General features: G+C 31.1%; 22 protein-coding genes. 11 read left to right on the top strand and 11 right to left on the bottom strand.

All coding sequences use genetic code 11. The features are described from left to right. Nucleotides 1–332 precede the first annotated feature (332 nt). Complete coding sequence (locus LUU93_RS11660; protein ID WP_053471180.1) at nt 333–1,016, top strand: cell division ATP-binding protein FtsE; 684 nt, start codon at nt 333–335, stop codon at nt 1,014–1,016. A gap of 3 nt (nt 1,017–1,019) precedes the next feature. On the opposite strand, the gene LUU93_RS11655 is transcribed toward LUU93_RS11660, so the two are convergent. Then, nucleotides 1,020–1,856 carry a class I SAM-dependent methyltransferase gene (locus LUU93_RS11655; RefSeq protein ID WP_232681284.1) on the bottom strand — a complete coding sequence of 279 codons (837 nt, stop codon included), beginning with the start codon at nt 1,854–1,856 and terminating at the stop codon, nt 1,020–1,022. Between the two features lie 63 nt (nt 1,857–1,919). Here LUU93_RS11655 and LUU93_RS11650 point away from each other — a divergent pair, with 63 nt between their 5' ends. Further along, nucleotides 1,920–2,807, top strand: a complete 888-nt coding sequence (locus tag LUU93_RS11650; protein ID WP_232681283.1) for a glycosyltransferase family 2 protein — start codon at nt 1,920–1,922, stop codon at nt 2,805–2,807. Here the strand turns inward: LUU93_RS11650 and LUU93_RS11645 are convergent. The 3 genes from LUU93_RS11645 to LUU93_RS11635 are packed head-to-tail and all read right to left on the bottom strand — an operon-like array spanning nt 2,804 to nt 5,380. Continuing rightward, on the bottom strand, nt 2,804–3,877 hold the full coding sequence (locus LUU93_RS11645; RefSeq protein WP_232681281.1) for a glycosyltransferase family 4 protein: 1,074 nt from the start codon (nt 3,875–3,877) through the stop codon (nt 2,804–2,806). The two genes, LUU93_RS11650 and LUU93_RS11645, sit on opposite strands and share 4 nt — an antisense overlap. Next, nucleotides 3,874–4,278: a sugar 3,4-ketoisomerase gene (locus LUU93_RS11640; protein ID WP_232681280.1), complete on the bottom strand. Its 405-nt coding sequence runs from the start codon at nt 4,276–4,278 to the stop codon at nt 3,874–3,876. Before LUU93_RS11640 ends, LUU93_RS11645 begins: the two co-directional genes overlap by 4 nt. A 1-nt stretch (nt 4,279) precedes the next feature. After that, nucleotides 4,280–5,380 (bottom strand): glycosyltransferase, encoded by a 1,101-nt coding sequence (locus LUU93_RS11635; protein WP_232681279.1) that lies wholly within the window; start codon nt 5,378–5,380, stop codon nt 4,280–4,282. Nucleotides 5,381–5,602: 222 nt separating this feature from the next. On the opposite strand from LUU93_RS11635, the gene LUU93_RS11630 reads away from it, so the two are divergent. Continuing rightward, nucleotides 5,603–6,502, top strand: a complete 900-nt coding sequence (locus LUU93_RS11630; RefSeq protein WP_255669466.1) for a glycosyltransferase family 2 protein — start codon at nt 5,603–5,605, stop codon at nt 6,500–6,502. 116 nt (nt 6,503–6,618) lie between these two features. Here the strand turns inward: LUU93_RS11630 and LUU93_RS11625 are convergent, their stop codons facing one another. From LUU93_RS11625 to LUU93_RS11595, 7 genes are all read right to left on the bottom strand, one after another. Beyond that, nucleotides 6,619–7,365, bottom strand: a complete 747-nt coding sequence (locus LUU93_RS11625; RefSeq protein ID WP_232681277.1) for an acyltransferase — start codon at nt 7,363–7,365, stop codon at nt 6,619–6,621. Beyond that, nucleotides 7,352–8,860, bottom strand: a complete 1,509-nt coding sequence (locus LUU93_RS11620) for an oligosaccharide flippase family protein (RefSeq protein WP_232681276.1) — start codon at nt 8,858–8,860, stop codon at nt 7,352–7,354. The genes LUU93_RS11625 and LUU93_RS11620 overlap by 14 nt, the downstream gene beginning before the upstream one ends. Nucleotides 8,861–8,863: 3 nt before the next feature. Continuing rightward, entirely contained in the window at nt 8,864–9,964 is a 1,101-nt protein-coding gene (locus LUU93_RS11615; RefSeq protein WP_232681275.1) for a DegT/DnrJ/EryC1/StrS family aminotransferase, read from the bottom strand. Further along, entirely contained in the window at nt 9,961–10,908 is a 948-nt protein-coding gene (locus tag LUU93_RS11610) for a GNAT family N-acetyltransferase (protein WP_232681274.1), read from the bottom strand. The genes LUU93_RS11615 and LUU93_RS11610 overlap by 4 nt, the downstream gene beginning before the upstream one ends. Nucleotides 10,909–11,014: 106 nt before the next feature. Further along, nucleotides 11,015–11,617, bottom strand: coding sequence for a trimeric intracellular cation channel family protein (locus LUU93_RS11605; protein WP_232681273.1), 603 nt, complete (start codon nt 11,615–11,617; stop codon nt 11,015–11,017). A gap of 68 nt (nt 11,618–11,685) precedes the next feature. Continuing rightward, complete coding sequence (locus tag LUU93_RS11600; RefSeq protein ID WP_232681272.1) at nt 11,686–12,531, bottom strand: hypothetical protein; 846 nt, start codon at nt 12,529–12,531, stop codon at nt 11,686–11,688. A gap of 108 nt (nt 12,532–12,639) precedes the next feature. Beyond that, complete coding sequence (locus LUU93_RS11595; protein WP_232681271.1) at nt 12,640–13,383, bottom strand: RDD family protein; 744 nt, start codon at nt 13,381–13,383, stop codon at nt 12,640–12,642. Between the two features lie 20 nt (nt 13,384–13,403). Here LUU93_RS11595 and LUU93_RS11590 point away from each other — a divergent pair, with 20 nt between their 5' ends. The 8 genes from LUU93_RS11590 (at nt 13,404) to LUU93_RS11555 (ending at nt 21,962) form a co-directional block, all read left to right on the top strand. Continuing rightward, nucleotides 13,404–14,384, top strand: a complete 981-nt coding sequence (locus LUU93_RS11590) for a stage II sporulation protein M (RefSeq protein ID WP_232681270.1) — start codon at nt 13,404–13,406, stop codon at nt 14,382–14,384. 11 nt (nt 14,385–14,395) lie between these two features. Then, nucleotides 14,396–15,163, top strand: a complete 768-nt coding sequence (locus LUU93_RS11585; RefSeq protein ID WP_232681268.1) for a DUF4129 domain-containing protein — start codon at nt 14,396–14,398, stop codon at nt 15,161–15,163. Continuing rightward, nucleotides 15,163–16,368, top strand: coding sequence for a DUF4350 family protein (locus tag LUU93_RS11580; RefSeq protein ID WP_232681267.1), 1,206 nt, complete (start codon nt 15,163–15,165; stop codon nt 16,366–16,368). Before LUU93_RS11585 ends, LUU93_RS11580 begins: the two co-directional genes overlap by 1 nt. Nucleotides 16,369–16,475: 107 nt before the next feature. Continuing rightward, complete coding sequence (locus LUU93_RS11575) at nt 16,476–17,489, top strand: AAA family ATPase (protein WP_232681266.1); 1,014 nt, start codon at nt 16,476–16,478, stop codon at nt 17,487–17,489. A gap of 133 nt (nt 17,490–17,622) precedes the next feature. Beyond that, nucleotides 17,623–18,954: a DUF58 domain-containing protein gene (locus tag LUU93_RS11570; protein WP_232681265.1), complete on the top strand. Its 1,332-nt coding sequence runs from the start codon at nt 17,623–17,625 to the stop codon at nt 18,952–18,954. A gap of 37 nt (nt 18,955–18,991) precedes the next feature. Beyond that, on the top strand, nt 18,992–19,774 hold the full coding sequence (locus tag LUU93_RS11565; RefSeq protein WP_232681264.1) for a hypothetical protein: 783 nt from the start codon (nt 18,992–18,994) through the stop codon (nt 19,772–19,774). Between the two features lie 120 nt (nt 19,775–19,894). Continuing rightward, nucleotides 19,895–20,980 carry a phosphoglyceromutase gene (locus tag LUU93_RS11560; RefSeq protein ID WP_232681263.1) on the top strand — a complete coding sequence of 362 codons (1,086 nt, stop codon included), beginning with the start codon at nt 19,895–19,897 and terminating at the stop codon, nt 20,978–20,980. Between the two features lie 193 nt (nt 20,981–21,173). Then, the gene (locus LUU93_RS11555) at nt 21,174–21,962 is read left to right on the top strand and encodes a TrmH family RNA methyltransferase (protein ID WP_232681262.1); all 789 of its coding nucleotides are present in this window, start codon (nt 21,174–21,176) and stop codon (nt 21,960–21,962) included. Nucleotides 21,963–22,083: the final 121 nt, after the last annotated feature.

Raw genomic sequence — 22,083 nt, 5'->3', positions numbered from 1 at the left:
ATTTTATACCGTTTATAACGAAACGTTTCTTGAATTTATTATGAATAAATGTTTTAATCGCAATTATTAAACAGCATCTTAAATGCCAAAAGATTGGTTCTCAAACTTTCTACAAATATTTTTCTGTTTTACAATTACAATAATAATCCTGTTATGTTCGCCACAGATTTCACAGATTCTTACAGATTAAAAATTAGCTTTCGCAAAAGGAATAAAATCATTATAATCCTTTAATCTGTGGCTATTTTTTGAAATTTCTCACAGAAATGATTGAAATTTATTTTGAATACAAACGTTATCTTATTACTTTTACCATTCAAATCAATTTTATTATGTCAGAAACCGTACTATCTCTTAAAGAAGTCACTATATACCAAGAAGGAAGAAAAATTTTATCTCATATTAACTTAGATGTTCAGCATGGAGAGTTCATCTATATCATTGGGAAAACAGGTTCAGGAAAAAGCAGCTTTTTAAAAACTTTGTACGCAGATTTACCTTTAACAGAAGGTGAAGCTCATATTGTTGACTTTGATTTGGCAACTTTAAAAGAGAAAGATATTCCGTATTTAAGACGTAAAATCGGGATTGTTTTCCAAGACTTTAAACTACTTCCAGACCGTTCTGTTCAGGACAATATGCTTTTTGTTCTTAAAGCAACCGGATGGACTGAAAAAGAGGCGATGGAATACAAAATCGACGAAGTTTTAGATAAAGTTGGAATGAAAGATTTCCTTAACAAAATGCCTCACCAGCTTTCTGGCGGTGAACAGCAGCGTGTTGCAATTGCAAGAGCTTTACTTAACGATCCTGAATTTATCCTTGCAGATGAACCTACAGGAAACCTTGATCCGCAGACAAGTTCTGAGGTTTTAGAAGTATTAAAAAACATCAACGCACTTGGTAAAACTGTTATCATGGCAACTCATGATTATGCTTTGTTGATGAAATTCCCTTCTAAAACATTAAAATGTGAAGACGAAAGAATCTTCGAAGTGGTTCAAAGAAGCGTATAAATCTTAAACTTTTTTTAGAATTAAAATATCCTGATAATCAAACAAGTCATTAACCGCTCTGTTTGACCAGGTTCCGTATATCTTATTTTCTAATTTTAATTGGCTTGTTTGAATCATTTCAAAAAGTAATTCTTCTTTAAAAGCTATATTTGCCGAAGGAACTTTTTCATTCATTAATCTGTAGTTTTCCTTTTGGTAAGGAAAACAGAATCCTTTATTTTCTTTTGAAATGTATTCTTCATTTTGATCGTCATAAAGAAAGAAAGTCGAAAGACATTTTCCATCAGGTTTTAAAACTCTGTAAATTTCATTTAAATAATTCTGAACTTCCTTTGGCTGCATATGGGTAAAAACCGAGAACAGAAAAACGGTATCAAAAGAATTATCTTCATAAGGAAATTTAAAGTTCTCTGCCTTTTGATTGGTTAGATTGTATAAATCATTATTGAGCGAAATGTGCTGAAAATTAAAATTAGAGAAATCTTTGCTGATGTTTTTTCTGCACCAATCAATTCCTTTTTTCACCACATCAAAACCTTCGTATTTTCCTTTTGTTGATAAATACTGCGTTAAGGGCACTGCAGCGCGGCCAATTCCGCAGCCAACATCTAATACAGAATAATCAGGCTGTAGCGAAGTATATTCTTTTAAGAGTTCTAAATGATGTTTTCCTTGCGACAAGAAATCGCCGGAACCTATAAAGATATCTCCTTTTTTAGGTTCATATTTGTTTTTGTTTCTATTTAAAGAATTCCAAAAATCAGCAGGAAAATAATAAATCTTACGAACCAGAAATCTTGACTTTGGAGAAATAGCATAATAAAGAGACCTTAAATTCATTTTTGATTTATTATTTTAATAAAAAACATTTCCTTTACAAATATATTTTAAAAAAGAGAATAAATGCTTTCTATTTTAATTCCGGTTTATAATTACAATGTATTTTCGCTTGTAGAAGAACTTGCTGAACAATGCCGTTTTATTGGAATTAACTTTGAAATTCTGTGTCAGGATGATGCTTCAAATTCTGCACTGAATAAAGAAAATGAAAAAATAAATACTCTACAGAACTGTTCTTTTGTTTCTTTAGAAAAAAACATTGGGTTAAGTTCTAACAGAAATCTTTTAGCATCAAAAGCACAATACCAAGATCTTCTTTTTATTGATGGCGATTCTATCGTAATCAATCCCAATTATATACAAAACTATTTAGATAATTTACAGGATTTTGATATTGTTTATGGCGGCCGAATTCATCCTGAAAATGTTTCTTCTGATAAACAAAAATTACGTTGGAAATACGGACGTTTGGTTGAAGACAAAACGGTTTCTCAAAGAAATACTGCTTTGTATAAAACCTTGATGTTCAATAATACATTAATTAAAAAAAATTGTTTTATAAAGATAAAATTTGATTCTAGTTTAATTAAATACGGACATGAAGATACACTTTTTGCTTATCAGGTAAGTCAGTCTGATTTTAAGGTAAAACATATTGAAAATGCGATTCAGCATGGCGATATTGACGAAAACCTTATTTATATATCTAAAGTAAAAAACAGCTTAGAAAACCTGCTTATTCTTGATCGCAAAAAACAAATTGATTCTGATTTTTTAAAAATACTGAAGGTATACCATTTACTGAAACGTTTTAAACTACGTTATCCGGCAGGGTTATTCTTCAAGACATTTAATGCCCTAATTTTAAAACAGCTAAACTCCAAAAATCCTTCTTTACTGCTGCTTAATATTTACAAATTAACCTATTTGTGCAGTATAAAAACAAATTAGAAATTCTCTAATAAAACTTTCCATTGTTTCATAACAGGTTCAAGCTGATATTCTTTCATTTTTTCTTTTGATGCCGTGCCAAATTTTATTCTCAATTCTTCGTTTTCAATTAAAAAAGAAAGTTTTTCAGCAAACAATTCTAAATCTCCATCCGGGATTAAAAAGCCATTTTCATTATCTGTAATGATAGATCTCGGCCCCGAAGGACAATCATAAGAAACACTTGGTAAACCTAAATACATTGCTTCTATCAAAACCATTGGAAATGCTTCAAATCGCGAAGTCATAACTAAAATAGAAGATTCAAGGTATTTCTCTTCTATATTTTTTACAAAACTAAAAATATTTATTGTGGAAGTTAATCCTAAATCAATGACAATATTGTTTAAAGAATCAATTTCATCTGTATAAATATCTAAAGTCCATTCTGGATGTTTTTGGGTTACTTTTTCCCAGATTAACAGCATTCTGTCTAAACCTTTTTCATACGAATTTCTTGCAACAGCAATAACCCGTTTGTTTTTTAAAGCTGCAGCATTTTCGATTTTAATCCAGGTCGGATTCGGAATTATTACGGCGTTATTAATATGCCAATTTTTTAGATTTTCGGGAGATAAAGCGACTACTTTAGTATATTTTATGGCACCAAAATCTTTGAATCGATATTTTAATTTTGAAAAGATATTTGGTTTTAATGATTGTCCTTCAATAAATTTAGAAGAATGAATCTCCAAAACAATTGGAATTTTCGCTTTAACAATCATTGGTAAAATAAAAGCTTTCAAACCATTATCAGCAACAAGAATTACATCTGGTTTTATTGCTGCAATTTTTTGATTTAACTGCTTTTTATAGGAGTTTAGAAAATGAAAAACATTTCCCTCCAAAATCATATTATGAAAGATAATGTTAGAACTGAAATCGTAAAAAGGTAAATTATCTTTTTCATTTTGTGACAGAATATGAACTTCGTAACCAAAGTGTTCAATAAAATAATTAGCTTTAATGGACAAAACTCTGGCAACTCCTCCCGCATTTTTTATGTTGGGAACAATGTAAAGCAGTTTCATTTTTTAGAATTCAAGAAAGTTTCATAATCCCGAATATAATCAGTCTCTTCAAAAACATCTGAAGCCAAAACCAGACAAACCGCGCCCGAAGAAAAGTTTTCTAACTCTCTCCAAATTCCTTTCGGGAGATACAATCCAACATTGGGTTTGTTGAGTAAATAGCTTTTTTTCTCTTTTCCGTCATTTACCGTTACTTCAAAACTTCCGCTTAAAGCGATCAAAACTTCATGCTGTACTATATGCGAATGCCCTCCGCGAAAAGCACTGCTTGGAACATCAAAAAGATAATAAACACGCTTAAATTCAAAAGGCAGGACTCCGTTTTGAATAAAAGCCAAATTCCCGCTCAAGTCTTCTACCACCGGAATTTTAAGTAATGAAATATCTTGAATTGTTGTCATATTATGAATGTTCCTCAAGCAAATTTAACCATTGCTGTCCAATTTTTTCTAATAAAAAGTACTCAATACTTTTTAATGCATTTTTTTTACAATGCTGATATAAACTTTCATTAACCGTAAATAAATTCATTGCTTCTGTTAGTTTGTCCCAATTTTGATTCTCGACTAAAATACCATTTTCAAAAGAAGTAATCATATCTCTTGGCCCAAAATCACAATCAAAAGATACAACTGGAGTTTCGCAGGCTAAAGCTTCTAAAATCACATTTGGAAAACCTTCGTTTTTACTGCATAAAACCAAAAATTTGGCTTTCTGTACATATTTAAACGGATTATTTTGATAGCCTAAAAGATGAACAAACTGGGAAACATTATTTTCTAAAATTACTTTTTTGAGCTTTGTTTCATCACCATTTCCTATAATTATCAAATGAATCTGTTTTTGAGGCAGATTAGATTTGCTGTAACTTAAAATCAGTTTGTCAAATTGTTTAATTTCGTTTTCATATTGACCAATTGCGATTATGAAATCAAATTCCAATTCTATTTTTTCATCTTGTTTTTCCTTAATTTCTTCAAGATTTACCGGATTATGAATTGTAATTACATTTTGCAGTTTATGTGTACTTTCAATCAACATTTTCATTTCATCTGTAATCGCCACATTGGCATAACAATGATTGTACATCAATCGTGTCAGCCACGGTTTTTTGGGCATATAATGATCGATTAAAAAACTGTGAACGGTAAAAATAGTTTTGGTATTATATATAAATCGGGCTAAAATAAGTTCCTGCAGGATTTTTGTACGAAAACGAAAATCAATAATAAAATCAAACTGATTCTGGTTTAAATATGCTCTTAAAACCTTTAATCTTTTGACTTTATTATACAATCCGTTGCTTTTGTTTTTCAGCAATCCTAAGTTTACCAATTTTCCTGAATAGGGAAAATTAACTTCATCCAGAACAATAATTATATCAACATCAAAACCATGTTTTTCAAAAAAAACAGACAAATTTGCCATTACTTTATCGCTTCCGCCTCCGCTTAAGCGATAACCAATAAGAGCAATTTTCTTTTTTTTGTGAGATGATATCATTCTTGATTTCTTATTTTCGTATCAAATATATCTTTTTAACACATAGAAACATAGTTTAAACCTTCTAAAAAAGCGTTTCACTTTCGCATCAAGTGACATAGCGTGTCTATGTGTGAAAGCTTGCTTTTTTAATGATCTAAAAAACAACAGCTAATGATCTATGTTTCTATGTGTTTAATAGATTTTTATCCATTTTAAATTAAACAAATCTTTATAAACAATATGCAGGATAAATCAATAGTGAGCATTATATGCCTGTGCTATAACCATGAAAAATTTGTTTTGCAGAGTTTATTATCTGCTCTAAATCAGGATTATCCTTTTATTGAATTGATAATTGTAGATGATTTTAGTACTGATAATTCGCGAGAAGTTATAAAAAACTGGATTGCAGCTTATCCGGAAATTCAATTTATTGAAAATGAAACTAATTTAGGAAGTACAAAATCTTTTAATAAAGCACTAAAACTTGCCAACGGCGAATATATTATTGATTTGGCTTGTGATGATATTTTATTACCCGATTGTGTTTCATTACAATTAAAAGCTTTCGAAAAAAACAGGTTTGAAAATCTTGGGATTGTTTACGGAAATGCTGAACTAATTAATGAAAAAGGCGATTCTTATTTTTATTTTTTTCCGGTTGATGAATCCAAAAAAACAATCGAAAAAAGAGAAACCGGAGACATTTATTTGAGTGTACTTTCGGGTGGAAATAGTATTTGCTCTGTTTCATCAATGGTTAAAAAATCGGTTTTTGATGATTTACAGGGTTATGATGAAAATCTGGCTTATGAGGATTTAGATTTATGGATTCGTGCTTCACGTAAATATGATTTTGATTATATCGATGAAATTTTAATCAAAAAACGAATTACAACAACATCTTTAGGGACTCATTTTCATATCAAAAATGATTCAAGATCCAGAAAAATCAATTATTCTACTTATTTGATTATCAAGAAAGCTATTCAATTAAACAGAACAAAACAAGAGGATAAAGCTATTTTAAAACGAATCCATTTTGAAATGTTTTTAAACTTTAAAACCTCTAATTATAAGCTGCTGTCAAAATATATTCTTCTTGAAATAAAGCATCGGTTTCGTATATTATTTAAATGATTAATAAAACGCGGATTAAAACGGATTTTTTTATTATCTATTTAAAAAATAAAATCCGTGTCAATCCGCGTCTTTACGAAGTAAATCCGTAAAATCCGCGTACCATAAACGCATTTTTAAATTGTCAAAAAATCATCAAGCTGCTGTTTTTCTCCGCTCCAATCGCGTGAAATATTACTTCGGATTAATTTAGCCGGAACACCTCCTATTAAGATATTTTCGCCAAGCGAAGTATAATCTTTGGTACATAAACTATTTGATGCAACGGTGCAGAAATTTGGTGTTTGAGTTCCTTTTAAAACAGAAACCCTGTTGCTCATAAAATTATAATTCCCAATAGTGATTGGAGTCGATTTTTTTAGTTTTTCTCCAGTTTGAGTATCAATTAAATCATGAAAATTGGTATCAATAATCTGCGATTCAGAACCAAAACGGGCATATTCACCCAAAACAATTTTTTCAGTGCAGATTATTTTTCCGCTTGAAGCGAGAGAAGCCATATTTCCGAGTTCGCAAACCGCATTTTCTCCAACGAAAACAAAATAATCTTTGCCAAACTGGAATTTTCCTTTAAAAATTAATTTCCCTAAAATATTAATTTCAGCGATTCCTTTGTGAACCGTGTTTAATTCATAAGGCTGACCAAAACCAATCATTCCTTTTTGGATTTTTCCATCCAGTTGAATTTCACCATTAATTGAGGTGAATTTTACTTTCCCATAAAAGAAAACAGGCATTTTTTTAGCGATTGCAAAAGGAAATTTCTTAAAGTTAAAATACAGCGTTTTGATCCAGTTTACTTTCCAGTAAAACTTTAATTTATGATAAAATGACCTGCATTTTCTATAACTATTCTGAATCATTATTCTCTTTTTTTCGCTGAACAAATGACGTAAATATTTCGCTTAAATTCATCTTTTTATCAATATGATACAAACTAAAACCGAAAGATATCAAAATCATAACCGATAATAACCCATATTTTAAAACCGAAGTTTCGATAAATCGGAGTAAAAATGAAGCAATACAAATTACCAAACAAACCAAATAGATTTGGAAAAACTCTGTTTCAAAATAAAAATTATATCTTTTTTTAGTGATGATTTTTAAGCCGATAAAATGACATAAAAAATAAAGACAGAAACTAAAACCCAAACCTTCTAATCCGTAAAAATAATAGCCTAAAATATTCATTACTAAAGATAAAACATTAAAACCAACGGCAGTTTTTATAAACATTTTAGAATCACCTTTTGCAATTAAAATAAATCCCATTGCCCAGGAAACAGCGCGAAAAAGCATTCCTAAAATTCCAATGCAAATCATGGGTAAAATAGCCTCAAATTTTAAGGTATAAAGCATCTTAACAATAACTTGGCTGAAAGCAAGAAACAAAACAATAATGGGCGTTATAATTAAAACCGAAATAAAAGCCTGCTGCTGTACGCTAACTCTAACTTTATCATTATCAGAGTTTATAGAAGCCAATTTCGGGAAATAATCGGTGCTCATAACCGTAAAAATAATTCCCACATAGGAGTTTAGCAATGTAAATCCGGCGTTATAAAATCCTACTTGTTCCAAGCCTCCGGTTTTGCCAATATAAATTTGAATTAGATAAGCTGTCAAAAGCGTTAAAACACTGCTTATGGTAAGCATAAAGCCTAATTTTATAATCGATTTTCCTTCGGTTACAAAGACATCGTTTGTAATTTCTCCTTTCTTGCTTTCTACTCTAACTTTATTTGAATAATAAAACGAAAAAATCAATGAAGTTACGGATGCAAGCAAAATGGTTGGAATTATGGCTTCAATCTTAAAATAGATATAGAGTGGAATTGAAAACAATAATCCGAATAAATTTCCATAAAAATTGGCTTTAGCCAAAAACCTCAAATGTCTTAAACCTTGCAAAACAGCCAATTGTCCAGAAGATAATTGTTTGAATAAAATAGTAAGGGAAAGAAATATAAACGAATACGTTTGGCTCGAATCTCCAAAAGTGAGAATACTTAAAGCTTTTGAGAAAATTATAGTCAATAGCATTCCTAATATTCCAGTAAAAAAAACAATTCTTTTTACAATTCGAATCGTTATCGAAACCATTCGAATATCGTCTTTATTGAAATTTTCTGAAATACTTTTGACTGCGCTGGTTTCAATTCCAAGACCCGAAACACTGCTTAAAACACTTAAAGTAGAATTTAATAAAGCTATAATTCCCATTCCGGCCGGACCTATAAAAACGGCAATTAATTTGGTGCGGATTATTGAAATTAAAATAGAAAAAAACTGAACGCCTCCAAAAAGTGAAGTTGTTTTTAAAATCTGCTGATATGATTTTTTGCTATCAGTCACGAATTAATACTGATTTAGAATTTCGATAATGTAATCTACTTCCGTTTCTGTCAAAACAGGACTCATTGGTAAACTTAAAACTTCATTGTGAATCTTTTCCGTAATAGGAAATGATAAATTATTCCAGTCTGGAAATGCGTTTTGTTTATGCGGTGGAACCGGATAATGAATTACGGTTTGGATATTATTTTTGGTCAAATACTGCTGTAAATGATCTCTGTTTTTAGTTCTTATAACAAATAAATGAAAAACATGATTGTTTGAAAAATCCCAAAACGGCAATTCTATTTTATCATTTTTAATTGCAGCTAAATAACGTTTTGCAATTGCTCTTCGTTTCTCATTATCGGCATCTAAATTGGACAGTTTTACGTTTAAAAATGCGGCTTGTAATTCATCTAATCTTGAATTTACGCCAATATATTCGTTATAATATTTTTGCTCTGAACCATAATTTCGAAGCGAAAACAACACTTTTACTAATTCTGGATCGTTGGTTGTAATTGCTCCGCCATCGCCAAGACAGCCCAGGTTTTTTCCGGGATAAAAACTATAAGCGATTGCAGATTTTAGATTGTAGATTTTAGATTTTAGATTTCTTTCTGCTCCATGCGATTGTGCTGCATCTTCAACAATTATCAAATCATTTTGCAATGCAATTTCATTTATTTTATCCATTTCGGCTAATTGTCCGTAAAGATGGACGGCTAAAATGGCTTTTGTTTTTGATGTGATTTTTTCGGGAATTAAATCCGGATTGATGTTGTAGGTTTCTAATTTCGGTTCAACCAAAACGGGAACTAAATCTGCTTGTAAAATGGCTAAAACACTGGCAATATAAGTATTTGCAGGAACAATAACTTCATCGCCTTTTTTGAGTTTTCCGAGTTCGATATAACCTTTAAAAATCAAAACCAAAGCATCAAAGCCATTCCCTACTCCAATGCAGTATTTGTTTTGGCAATATTTGGCAAAAGCTTTTTCGAAGGTTTCTGTTTCTTTTCCTAAAATATACCAGCCATTCTCTAAAACCAGTTTCAGTTTCTTCTGAAAAGCAGCTTCATACGGTTCATTAATTTTTTTTAGATCTAGAAACAGTATCATTTTATATCCAATTTATAAAAATCCTGATTGTAAACTTTACAGCCTAATTCTTCTTTTTGTTTTAGAAGACCAGAATGATAGCCGGATTCGTTTTGTTCATTTACAATTCCCATATCAAAAAAATGTTTTCCTTTTCGTTTGTATCGGTGGATCAAATTAATGAATAAAAAATCTAATGCCCGCGTTTCTTCTCCTTTTTTAGAAGTGGCCCCATATTGTGATTTTACAACATTTTGGGTTTCAAAAATGGTTATTCCCGCAATAATTTCATCATTTTGATAAACTGAAAATTGTTTGATGTTTTTGGGGAATCGCTCTTTTAAAAGTGCTATTTCTTCTTTTGAATGAACGGGTTTTTCATTAAATTTCTCTAATAATCTCGGTTCTAAAACTTCATTCCAAAACGGTTTAAAATCTTCTTCTTCAATAATATCCAAATCAAGATTTTCAATTCTTCTAAAATGTTTTAATTTACTTTTTGAGATTTTTAGTGGAGAATTTAAATTGGCTGCCAAATTCATTTCTTTCCGTTCTAAAACCGCTCCTCTTTTAAATAAAAAAAAGTCAAGTTCCTGATTTCCTTCCGGAAAGTAAAAAATCGGAATAGGCTTGTAATAAAAAGTTTTAATTGCGTTTTCTTTCAAAAACAATAAAACCGAGTTTAGAATTGACTCTGTTTTTTCGGCATTTAATTTAGACGAAAAAACCAATCCTCCATAAGTAAGACCCTGATGCGAATAAATGGAGTTTTCTTTTTTATTGGCTGGCAGAATAGCTTTTAGTTTTTCTTCTTCAAAAATTAAAAGTGAAAAATCTTCAAACCGATCCTGATGATATTCCATAAAATCACGATGAAATAAAAACGTTGCATTTTTGGCCTGAACAATAAAGTCATTCCATAATTTGTAATCGTTTTGATCGTATTTTTTTACGGTGTATTTCATTTTTATGCTACTCCCGATAGCTATCGGGAAAAAAGATTAGAATGATTTTTAATTAGCAAAGAAAATCTTTTTAATCAATTTAATCTGTGGCTAAATTTAAAAATCTTTATTTATGTTCAAAAGCCGGAAGATACCATTTGTATTTTACCGCCAGTAAACGAACTGAAATTATTACAACAGAGGTTACAAGGTACAAAACATCATCTTCTAAATTTAATTTCTTAAGGCCAAAGAATACGATTCCTCCAAAAATACAGATTGTTGCGTAGATTTCTCTTCTAAAAATCGTTGGGATTTCGGTACATAAAATATCCCGAATTACTCCGCCAAAACAAGCTGTCATGGTTCCTAAAGCCACACAAATTACAGGATGAAGACCCGTTACAATTCCTCTTTCAAGGCCAATTAAGGTAAAAACCCCTAAACCAATGGTATCAAACAAAAACAGGGAAGTTCTTAGTTTATCAAACTTTTTTCTGAAAATAATAGCCAGAAAAAAACCTAAAATAATAACATAAACGTACTGAAGATTCATCATCCAGCCCACTGGAGTTCTTCCAATTAAAACATCACGAAGCGTTCCGCCGCCAACAGCCGTAACAAAAGCAATGATAAAAACCCCAAACGGATCGAGTCTTTTATGCATTGCTGTTAATGCTCCGGACATTGCAAATGCCATCGTGCCAATAATATCTAATAAATGAAACATTTTTTAAGGTGCAAAAAATTAAAGGTGCAGAGATACAAAGATTAAATTAATTGCAGCTCCTCAATTTGTTATTTTTTTGTGTAAATAGGGCTTCTTTTCAATAAATAAGTAATTGAATCGACCCAGCTGTCTTTTACCGCCAAAAACGGTTTACGAGTCTGCGAATATATTTTTGTGTTGTTTTTATACATGTCAAAATAAACCGTGTAATAGTAATAAACCTGTGTGTTTGCAGTTGTTGTCGAAACATCATTAGTTTTTACCTTCTTATTATTGTCGCTTACTTTTGCGCCTCCGCTGCTGTAAGTTGTGGCAGTTGTTCCTGAATTCATGGTATAAGAAACTTTTGCCGCTACAACATTATCGACACCAAGAATTTTTTCAAGATCTTCAATTGGTGTTTCATCAATATTGTTGTGATCAATTCCTGCTTTGTGCAGTAAACTATTCGTTGTTCTTAAATCCTGAACTGTAAGCGGAAAAATATTCGACGATTTATCGATCAATTTATTATAAAGATCATTCTGGGCAAATTTTGCCATATCTTCTGAGCTTTCCTGTGTATCTGAATTTAAATACGGAACCGGAAGTACAGCAATAGTATTAGGTTTTGTTTCTGCAGCTGCAATAACCGGAGGATTTGAAGATGCATTATTTCCCTGACTTACATCAAAAGTCTGCGAACGCCCGCTTGCAAAATCGATTCTGGCTATTTGCGAAACATCGAGAGAAATGACCAGCGTTTCTCCGGGTAAAGAATATTCAATCGTTTTATCAGATATTTTACTAATTGTACCTTCAATAATCTGATAATCTCTTTTAATAATTTTATCTAATTTTTTTCCGCCTTGAGCAAAACCAAAAAAAGATACAAAAAACAGTAATAATACTGCAGTTAATTTTTTAATCATCATATCATTTAGAATTTAATTTATAATCCTGATTTTACAAGTCTGATAAATTTATAAAATTTATGGATAATTAATACTAAGAAATACAATGAATTAACTCTAAGCAATTCATTACATATGCTGTGTATAAAAATTGTAATCTTTTAAAATTACCCTAATAAAATCACTGTTATTTCCTGATTGATTTTTGATTCCGGTAACACTTTCGATTTTTGTAACCAGTTTGTAGATAATTTCGTGATCATTTTTAGCCAGCGCACTTTGGTACGTTTCCTTAATAATTCTCATATCATTATCAGATAATTTAATTACCAAAGGATAAGTCGGCACATAAGCTTCGCCAATATCTTCAAGGATTGTATGGCTGATATTAATTTTGTTTTTTAAAGTAATTACAGCTGTTCCGGCTGCCATATCCCCTAATCGCTGTGATTTTTTACTCGAAGCCACTGCAATTAAACCAATGATTCCGTTGAATAAACTAAAATCAATAATTCTAAAAAACCAGCGAATAAGGTAATCGCCAAAACTTGCTTGATAACCGTCTATTTTTACAACTTTAATTTTAACTAGTTTTTTCCCAAAGGACTGTCCTTCAAAAATACTTTCTAAAGTTATAGAGTAAATAATCAGCGGGAAAAATAACACCAGAAATATGGCCCCTCTTGACCAGGTATCTAAATTTGTCATTAAGCTATCGATGTCCATCCAGTAAAAAAACACCCAAATAATCAAAAATATATACGAAAGTTTAATGCCTGCATCAATGAAATAAGCACCTAATCGCTCACCTACAGAGGCGGCGACAAAATTTATTTTAACATTTTGTGTTGTGTTAATAGATAATTCTGACATATTTTATATTTTAGCCCTCAATGAGAGAAGTTGCCTTTATAAAACAAAATAAAGAAAAATGGCTGGAATTTGAGCTAGCTATTTTCGGTAAAGCTAAGAAAAATCCTGACGAATTAGCTAATTTGTACATTCAATTAATGAATGATCTTTCCTATGCGCAAACTTATTACCCTAAAAGTAAGACAGTTATCTATTTAAATCATTTAGCTTCACAGATTTATCAAAAGATTTATAAAACGAAGCGAACGGAAAAAAACAGGATTGTAGAATTTTTTAAAATAGAAGTGCCGCTTTTGCTTTTTGAATACAAAAGATATCTTTTATACGCTTTTATCCTCTTTTTTGCCACCGTTGCAATGGGGGTAGTTTCTGCACGCTACGATCCAAATTTTGTTCGATTGATATTAGGCGACGATTATGTCAATATGACTTTAGAAAATATCAAGAAAGGAAATCCTGTAGCTGTTTACGAATCTGGGTCGAACTGGGGAAGTTTCATTGGCATTACGATGAACAATCTTTATGTTGGCGCAAGATGCTATATGTATGGAATTTTTGCAGGAATTGGAACGTTTTATGTTTTTCTTCAAAATTCATTAATGCTGGGTTCTTTTCAATATTTCTTTTACGAGCAAAATGTATTCTGGAAAAGTGTCCGCGGAATCTGGATTCATGGTTCTATGGAAATTTTTGCCATTGTAATTGAATCTGCCGCCGGGTTTATTTTAGGTGCTTCCATCCTGTTTCCTAAAACCTATTCAAGAATTAATTCTTTTAAAATTGGTTTTAAAAACAGTTTTAAAATATTTTTAAGTACTTTTCCTTTTACCATTGGTGCAGGTTTTCTTGAAGGATTTATTACGAGATATTCTATCGATATGCCTAATTGGTTAAGCTGTTTTATTATATTATTTACTTTAGGAATAATTTCATTTTATTACTTGGTTTATCCTGCTATTGTTTACAAAAAAGTACATAAATTATCAGCCAAACCGAATTAATTAAACCAGTAATGAATAAAATTTTATTTATTTTATCTTTTTTCCTTTTCTGCAGTATTTCGAATGCGCAGGATTCTTTGATGACGGAAGATCCTCCAAAAATTGCTTCGATAAAATACACTGAAAAAGATATTCAAATTGATTCAGACTCAATTGAAGCCAAGACTTTTTCAAAAAATTACCAGAAAAAATATACCAATCCAGATTTTGTTTACGAATATAAAACTCCCGAAAAAAGTCTTTGGGATCGTTTTAAAGACTGGCTTGCCAGTATTTTTAGAAGTCTGTTTTCGTTTAGTACAACCGAAGCTTCTTTGAGCTTTGTGGGTATATTGATTAGAATTATTTTGACGTTAGGAGTTATTTTGATGATTTACTTAATCGTTAAAGCAATTATTAATAAAGAAGGTCAATGGATTTTTGGCAAAAATTCTAATAAAAGAACCGTTTATTATTCTGATATCGAGAAAAATATTCATCTTTTAGATTTCGAAAAATTGATTAAAGAAAGTCTCGAGTCTGGTGAAAAACGTGCTGCAATTCGATACTATTATCTTTGGCTTTTAAAAATAATGGCCCAGAATAATTATATCGAATGGGATATCGAAAAAACAAATTCAGATTATTTATACGAGCTTCAAAGACCTGCTCATAGAGAAGAGTTTACATACTTGTCATACCTCTACAATTATATTTGGTATGGCGAATTTGAAATTGATGAAAACACTTTCAACAAAGCACAAAGTAGATTTAAGAATGCAATAAAAACCTTTAGTTAATGAATAAAAGTATCAAAATATACATTTCTGTTCTGGTTTTTATTTTTATCTTAATTCTAGTTTCAGATTACGACAAACCAAAGCCTATTGACTGGCGTCCAACTTATTCTGTCAATGACAAAATCCCTTTTGGGCTATATGTTTTTGATAAAGAAATTGGCGGGATTTTTAAGAAACAAAAAATCCAAAGAATTTCGGCTGTAACACCTTATGAATTTTTAGATTCAAAATACGATGAAGATTCACTAGTAGAAACTTATTCTGTAAAAGGGACTTTTGTTAATATTTCTGTACAAAACAATATTGACGATCAGTCAATGAAGGAGATTATGTATTTCGTTTCACACGGAAATAATGCCTTTTTAAGTATGGCAAATTTTCCCAAACCTTTATTAGACAGTTTAAAGTTTGAGTATACTTCAAATTTCCGTCCAACAGATAGTGCTTTTGTTTGGATGGCTAATAAAAAACTGAGTCGAAAAGCATACAAATCAACTGGTGATATTGCTGATTATTTCTCTAAGATTGATACGCTAAACACAATTGTTTTAGGTTATCAGGGAAATCCGAAAAAGAAGAAAAATATCAATTTTATAAAAATCCCTTATAAAAACGGAAATTTCTTTCTGCACATGCATCCTGTTGCTTTTACAAATTATAATATGCTCAAAAAGGATCGCTATCAATATGCTGAAAATGTGCTTTCGTATATCCCAAAAGGAGATGTTTTTTGGTACACAAAATTGCAGACAGATGAAAATATTTCCGGGTCACCGCTTCGATATATTTTAAGTCAGCCCGCCTTAGCATGGGCGTGGTATTTATTCCTGATTGGCATGTTGATTTTTATGATATTTAATGCCAAAAGAAAACAGCGAATTGTTCCTATTTTGCAGCCCCTGTCTAATTTGACAATTGATTTTACCAAAACAATTGGTAATTTGTATTATCAGGAAGGCGATCACAAAAATATCATCGATAAAAAAATCATTTATTTCTTAGAAAGAATCAGAACCGAATATTTAATCGATACCACAAAACTGGATGACGAGTTTGTTAAAAAACTGCATCATAAAACAGGTAAAGATGAAAAAGATATTCAGGAACTCGTATTTTTAATTAACGAACACCGAAATAGTTATCATGACAGCATTGAACAGGATTTAATCCGAATTAATAATGCAATCGAAAAAATTATACATTAAAAATATTTGTCAAGATTTAAAATTTAAAGAGTTAGAAAAAATCTTTTTTAATCCTAATAATCTGTGGCAAAAAAATAAAATAAAACGAATTAAAAAACACACCAAACATGGACGATATTAATACACCAGAAACAGAAATTACAAATGAAAATGTGAATTTTGAAACCCGAATAAATTTAGCACCGCTTTTAGAGCATGTAAACGCCATTAAAAAAGAAATCGAAACCGTAATTGTGGGACAGCATAAAATGGTTGACCAGCTTTTGGTTGCTATTTTATCAAACGGACACGTTTTACTGGAAGGTGTTCCCGGAGTTGCAAAAACAATTACAGCAAAATTATTGGCAAAAACATTAAATATTGGTTTTAGCCGAATTCAGTTTACGCCAGATTTAATGCCATCAGACATTTTAGGAACTTCTATTTTCAATTTAAAAAGTTCAGAATTTGAATTCAAAAAAGGGCCAATCTTCTCTAATTTAATTTTAATTGATGAGATCAACCGTGCGCCGGCAAAAACACAAGCCGCTCTTTTTGAAGTTATGGAAGAACGCCAGATTACAATTGACGGTTCTGGATATAAATTAGAAACTCCGTTTTTGGTAATTGCAACGCAAAACCCAATTGAGCAGGAAGGAACTTACCGTTTACCAGAAGCGCAATTAGACCGTTTCTTATTCAAAATCACAATCGATTATCCAAAATTAAATGAAGAAATCCTGATTATTCAGAGAGAGCATTTATTGCAGGATCACGGAAAATTAGAAGCTATTCAAACGCTTCTTTCTTCTGCAGAAATAAATCAATATCAAGCTTTAGTTAAACAAATTAGAGTAGAGCAAAATCTATTAGAATATATCGCAAGAATCGTAGTAAACACACGCGAAAATGCCTTTTTATATTTAGGAGCTTCGCCTCGTGCATCGATTGCAATTTTGAACGCATCAAAAGGTTTCGCTGCAATTCGCGGACGCGATTTTGTTACTCCTGAAGATATTAAAGAAGCTGCAATTCCTGTATTACAGCACCGTGTTATCGTTGCTCCGGAACGTGAAATGGAAGGAATTACAAGTTCTGAAATTATCAAACAAATTATTGAAACCGTAGAGATTCCCAGATAATTCTCTGTTCCTACGAGGTTTTCAAAACCTCGTAGGTATTAATTGTATAATTTATTCTAAGTCAAAAATACCTACAAGGTTTTAAAAACCTTGCAGGAAAACTTGAAACTTGAAACCTGAAACTATAAAAAAAGTGAAATTCATAAAAAGTCTATATCTCAATAATTTCTTCTTCTATGTGCTTTTGGGCATTATAGCATTATTTGTCTGCGCTTTTATTTTTCCGAATTTATACAACGCGGTTTGGTTTATTGTTTTGGTTTTGATCACTTTTTTAGGCTTGGATATTTTAATATTATATCTGGCCAAAACAGGAATTGAAGCCGAGAGAATTACACCCGAAAAGCTTTCAAACGGAGATTTAAATCCAATAAACATTCAAATCAAAAATCATTATACGTTTCCAATTTTGGTTAGGGTAATTGATGAAATTCCGTTTCAATTTCAGGTTCGTAATTTTAAAATTGCAAAAAAAGTAAAAGCATCAGAAGAAAAAGAAATCGGATACGATCTTCGTCCAACCGAACGCGGCGAATATCATTTTGGTTATTTAAATATTTATGTTTCTTCGCCTTTACGATTAATTTCAAGAAGATTTTCTTTTGCAAAAGATCAAATGGTGCCAACTTATCCGTCTTATATTCAATTAAGAAAATACGATTTAATAGCATTTTCAAATAATTTATATCAATACGGAATTAAAAAAATCCGCCGAATTGGTCATACCATGGAATTTGAACAAATTAAAGAATATGTTCAGGGTGATGATCTTAGAACTATAAACTGGAAAGCCACAGCAAAGAAAAATGCACTGATGGTGAATCAGTTTCAGGACGAAAAATCGCAGTCTGTTTATTTGGCAATTGACAAAGGGCGCGTTATGCAAATGCCTTTTGATGGTTTAAGTTTATTGGATTATGCGATAAATTCAACGCTAGTTTTATCAAATGTAATTTTGAAAAAACAGGATAAAGCAGGAATTTTTGCTTTTTCGAAAAAAGTAGAGAACAGAGTTTTTGCAGAAAGAAGAGGTTCGCAAATGCAAAAAATCCTTGAAACTTTATACAACATCAAAACCGACTTTTTCGAAAGCGATTACAGCCGATTATATGTTGATATCAAGAAAAACATCAACCAAAGAAGTTTGATTATTCTGTACACAAACTTTGAAACAATGGACGGTTTACACCGTCAGCTTCCCTATTTAAAAGGAATTGCAAAAAGTCATTTATTGGTTGTTGTCTTTTTTCAGAATACGGAACTAAACGCTATCATCAATAAAAAAACAGATACCATTCAGGAAGTTTACGATAAAGTAATTGCCGAAAAATTCATGTTTGAAAAACGTCTTATCGCAAACGAATTAAAGAAATACGGAATCCACTCGGTTTTAACGCAGCCTGAGAATTTAACTTTAGATGCTATTAATAAGTATTTGGAGATTAAAGCGAGAGGGATTTTGTAGAAATAAAATAAATTTCTAAACTAATGACAATCATATTATGAAAGGTAGTGGAAAAGATTTTTTTTCAACATTAATAATTATCTTAATAAACGTCTTAATTGTTGGGTTCGGATACTTATTTCTTCTTCTTATCAATTATTCTTCTAAAATTGATAATTTATTTTTAAAAATAGCTCTGTACATAATAATTTGCATAATTATTTTTCAAATAAATAAAAGGTTCCAATCTCGGATTCTTAATATAATTGCCCAAATAATTTATTTACCTATTACAATTTTAGCATTATTTACGGCTATTGCAATTCCTGTCCTAAGTATACAAATTAGTTTGTATCTTTATTTGGCACTATCATTTTTAATTCCAATGATTGCTTATCGATTAGACCAATATTATCAAATTACTGTTATTAATTTAGAAACGTGGATCTATCTAGTTTTAACAGTTGGAGTAATCTTTGCTTTTTTATTACATAATCAAATAAAATTTGTAGTTGACAAAACGGTAGTATACTTCCATAATGGATCAAAAAGAATTCAACATTTCAAACTTATAGAGTTAAATGATTATATAATATCTTTAAGTAATATTAAATTCATCATATTCTTTCTATATCTAATTTATTTAATAATTGTAAATGTGATGACTCTTCAAAACACAAGTTTTTATGAAAATCCAAACATTGACAAAGCTGTTTTACAGTCCTTTGTAACATTTGTCGCATTTGACAGAGTATTATCTACAATAAAATTAACAGAATTTAGACCTTCTAAATTATTAGAAATATTAAAAAATTCATTCAAACATCTATTTGAGCAATAAAAGACAACTCTTACCCATTCAGTTTTAAGAATCAGTTAAGAAAATGTCAATCAGTTATCTTCTTCATAAAACGAATTAAATTTGAACTTATTTATTCTAAATCTTGCAACTCAATCCAACATGAAAAAAGTAGTCCAAATTCTATTCATTTTAATCAGCTTTTTATCTTCTGCACAAAAAACAGAAAACATTATCATCATAACTACTGACGGTTTTAGATGGCAGGAAGTTTTTAAAGGATTAGATCCGGCGATTGCCAATGATAAAAAATTCAATCAGGGAGACAGTACTTATATTTATAAAAAATACGCTGCTTCAGATTTTGCAGCATCACGTCAAAAAATCATGCCTTTTTTCTGGACAGAAATTGCTACGAAAGGGCAAATTTACGGAAATCGTGATCTTGGAAGTAAAGTCGATGTTTCAAATCCGTATTGGTTTAGTTATCCTGGTTATAGCGAGATTATGACTGGAAATGTTGACGTTCAGATAAATTCTAATGGTTACAAACCCAATCCAAACGTAAATGTTCTGGAATTTCTGAATAAACAATCTAAACTAAAAGGAAAAGTTGCTGCTTTTGGTGCGTGGGACGCTTTTGACCGAATTTTAAATGAAGAAAGAAGTGGTTTCCCTGTAATTTCTGCTTTTGATAATGTGGGCGGAAACAAGCCTACAGCCTCTCAAAAATTATTAAACGAAATGCGAAATAATTCGTTTAAGCCTTTTCACGAAGATGAATGCCTTGATGTTTTTACACATTATGAGGCAATGGACGAACTTAAGACCAAGAAACCAAAAGTGCTGTATATCTCTTACGGCGAAACCGACGAATGGGCGCATCATGGTCATTACAGATCGTATCTTGACGCCGTTAATCAGGTTGATAAATGGATTAAAGAAATCTGGGATTTTGTACAAAATGATCCACAGTACAAAAACAAAACGACTATTTTTATTACCGTAGATCACGGCCGCGGTGACAAAATAAAATCACAATGGACAGATCACGGAGCTGATATTGTTGGCGCATCGCAAATTTGGTTCGCCGCAATGGGACCAGAAATTGCCCCAAAAGGCGAAATCAAAACAGATTCGCAATTCTACCAAAAACAATTCGCCCAGACTTTTGCAAAAATCATGGGATACAATTTCACAACAGATCATCCTATTGAAACTGAAGTTAAAGAAGTCTTTGAGAAATAACTGAGTTCTTGTTTGCCACAAATTACACGAATTTTCACGAATTTATTTTGATTATGTTCAATTATAATTAGTGAAAATTCGTGTAATTCGTGGCAAAAACCATAACAATTCAAAACCTACAAGGTTTTAAAAACCTTGCAGGAAGAAAAAAACTCTGTACCTTTGAGCCTTTGCAACTTTGAGACTCAAAAAAATGAAACAAATAACTTCAGTTCAAAATCCGTTTATAAAATCGCTTGCTTTATTACAGGAAAAAGCAAAAGCCAGAAAACAAACCGGAACATTTTTAATTGAAGGACAACGCGAAATTTCATTAGCCATAAAAGGCGGTTACGAAATTGAAACCATTTTATTTTTACCCGATTTAGTTACAGAAAGTCAAATTAACAAACTAGTTGCTCAATCAGTTCAGTTAATCGAAATCAACAAAGAAGTTTACCAAAAACTAGCTTATCGCGATACAACCGAAGGTATTTTGGCTGTAGCCAAAACCAAATCCTTAAAATTATCTGATTTAAAATTATCTGATAATCCATTAATTTTAGTGGCTGAATCTCTTGAAAAACCCGGAAATGTTGGTGCCGTTTTACGTACCGCAGATGCCGCAAATCTTGATGCCGTTTTAATTGCTGACCCAAAAAGCGATTTATACAACCCGAATATTGTGCGCTCCAGCGTTGGCTGTTTATTTACCAACCAAATCGCCACTGGAACAACCGAAGAAATTATTGCATTTTTGAAAGAAAAAAAGATCAATTTTTATTCGGCTACTTTACAAAATTCAACTTCCTATCATACCCAAAACTTCACCACTCCAACCGCTTTGGTTGTGGGTACAGAAGCTACAGGCCTAACGCAAAAATGGCGTGAAGCCGCAACACAAAACATCATTATCCCAATGCAGGGCGAAATCGACAGCATGAATGTTTCGGTCGCTGCCGCTATTTTAATTTTTGAAGCGAAAAGACAAAGAGGGTTTTAGATTTTAGATTTTAGATTTTAGATTTTAGATTTTAGATTTTAGATTTTAGATTTTAGATTTTAGATTTTAGATTTTAGATTTTAGATTTTAGATTTTAGATTTTAGATTTTAGATTTTAGAT

Origin of the sequence: Flavobacterium soyae (genome assembly GCF_021245985.1) — a bacterium.
GTDB lineage: Bacteria > Bacteroidota > Bacteroidia > Flavobacteriales > Flavobacteriaceae > Flavobacterium > Flavobacterium soyae.
This window is presented reverse-complemented; position numbering and strand designations above follow the sequence as displayed.

Excerpts from the sequence above, each read along its gene's own strand:
- LUU93_RS11660 (WP_053471180.1), top strand. The coding sequence starts at position 333 with ATGTCAGAAACCGTACTATCTCTTAAAGAAGTCACTATATACCAAGAA.
- LUU93_RS11655 (WP_232681284.1), bottom strand. The coding sequence starts at position 1,856 with ATGAATTTAAGGTCTCTTTATTATGCTATTTCTCCAAAGTCAAGATTT.
- LUU93_RS11650 (WP_232681283.1), top strand. The coding sequence starts at position 1,920 with ATGCTTTCTATTTTAATTCCGGTTTATAATTACAATGTATTTTCGCTT.
- LUU93_RS11645 (WP_232681281.1), bottom strand. The coding sequence starts at position 3,877 with ATGAAACTGCTTTACATTGTTCCCAACATAAAAAATGCGGGAGGAGTT.
- LUU93_RS11640 (WP_232681280.1), bottom strand. The coding sequence starts at position 4,278 with ATGACAACAATTCAAGATATTTCATTACTTAAAATTCCGGTGGTAGAA.
- LUU93_RS11635 (WP_232681279.1), bottom strand. The coding sequence starts at position 5,380 with ATGATATCATCTCACAAAAAAAAGAAAATTGCTCTTATTGGTTATCGC.
- LUU93_RS11630 (WP_255669466.1), top strand. The coding sequence starts at position 5,603 with ATGCAGGATAAATCAATAGTGAGCATTATATGCCTGTGCTATAACCAT.
- LUU93_RS11625 (WP_232681277.1), bottom strand. The coding sequence starts at position 7,365 with ATGATTCAGAATAGTTATAGAAAATGCAGGTCATTTTATCATAAATTA.
- LUU93_RS11615 (WP_232681275.1), bottom strand. The coding sequence starts at position 9,964 with ATGATACTGTTTCTAGATCTAAAAAAAATTAATGAACCGTATGAAGCT.
- LUU93_RS11610 (WP_232681274.1), bottom strand. The coding sequence starts at position 10,908 with ATGAAATACACCGTAAAAAAATACGATCAAAACGATTACAAATTATGG.
- LUU93_RS11605 (WP_232681273.1), bottom strand. The coding sequence starts at position 11,617 with ATGTTTCATTTATTAGATATTATTGGCACGATGGCATTTGCAATGTCC.
- LUU93_RS11600 (WP_232681272.1), bottom strand. The coding sequence starts at position 12,531 with ATGATGATTAAAAAATTAACTGCAGTATTATTACTGTTTTTTGTATCT.
- LUU93_RS11595 (WP_232681271.1), bottom strand. The coding sequence starts at position 13,383 with ATGTCAGAATTATCTATTAACACAACACAAAATGTTAAAATAAATTTT.
- LUU93_RS11590 (WP_232681270.1), top strand. The coding sequence starts at position 13,404 with ATGAGAGAAGTTGCCTTTATAAAACAAAATAAAGAAAAATGGCTGGAA.
- LUU93_RS11585 (WP_232681268.1), top strand. The coding sequence starts at position 14,396 with ATGAATAAAATTTTATTTATTTTATCTTTTTTCCTTTTCTGCAGTATT.
- LUU93_RS11580 (WP_232681267.1), top strand. The coding sequence starts at position 15,163 with ATGAATAAAAGTATCAAAATATACATTTCTGTTCTGGTTTTTATTTTT.
- LUU93_RS11575 (WP_232681266.1), top strand. The coding sequence starts at position 16,476 with ATGGACGATATTAATACACCAGAAACAGAAATTACAAATGAAAATGTG.
- LUU93_RS11565 (WP_232681264.1), top strand. The coding sequence starts at position 18,992 with ATGAAAGGTAGTGGAAAAGATTTTTTTTCAACATTAATAATTATCTTA.
- LUU93_RS11560 (WP_232681263.1), top strand. The coding sequence starts at position 19,895 with ATGAAAAAAGTAGTCCAAATTCTATTCATTTTAATCAGCTTTTTATCT.
- LUU93_RS11555 (WP_232681262.1), top strand. The coding sequence starts at position 21,174 with ATGAAACAAATAACTTCAGTTCAAAATCCGTTTATAAAATCGCTTGCT.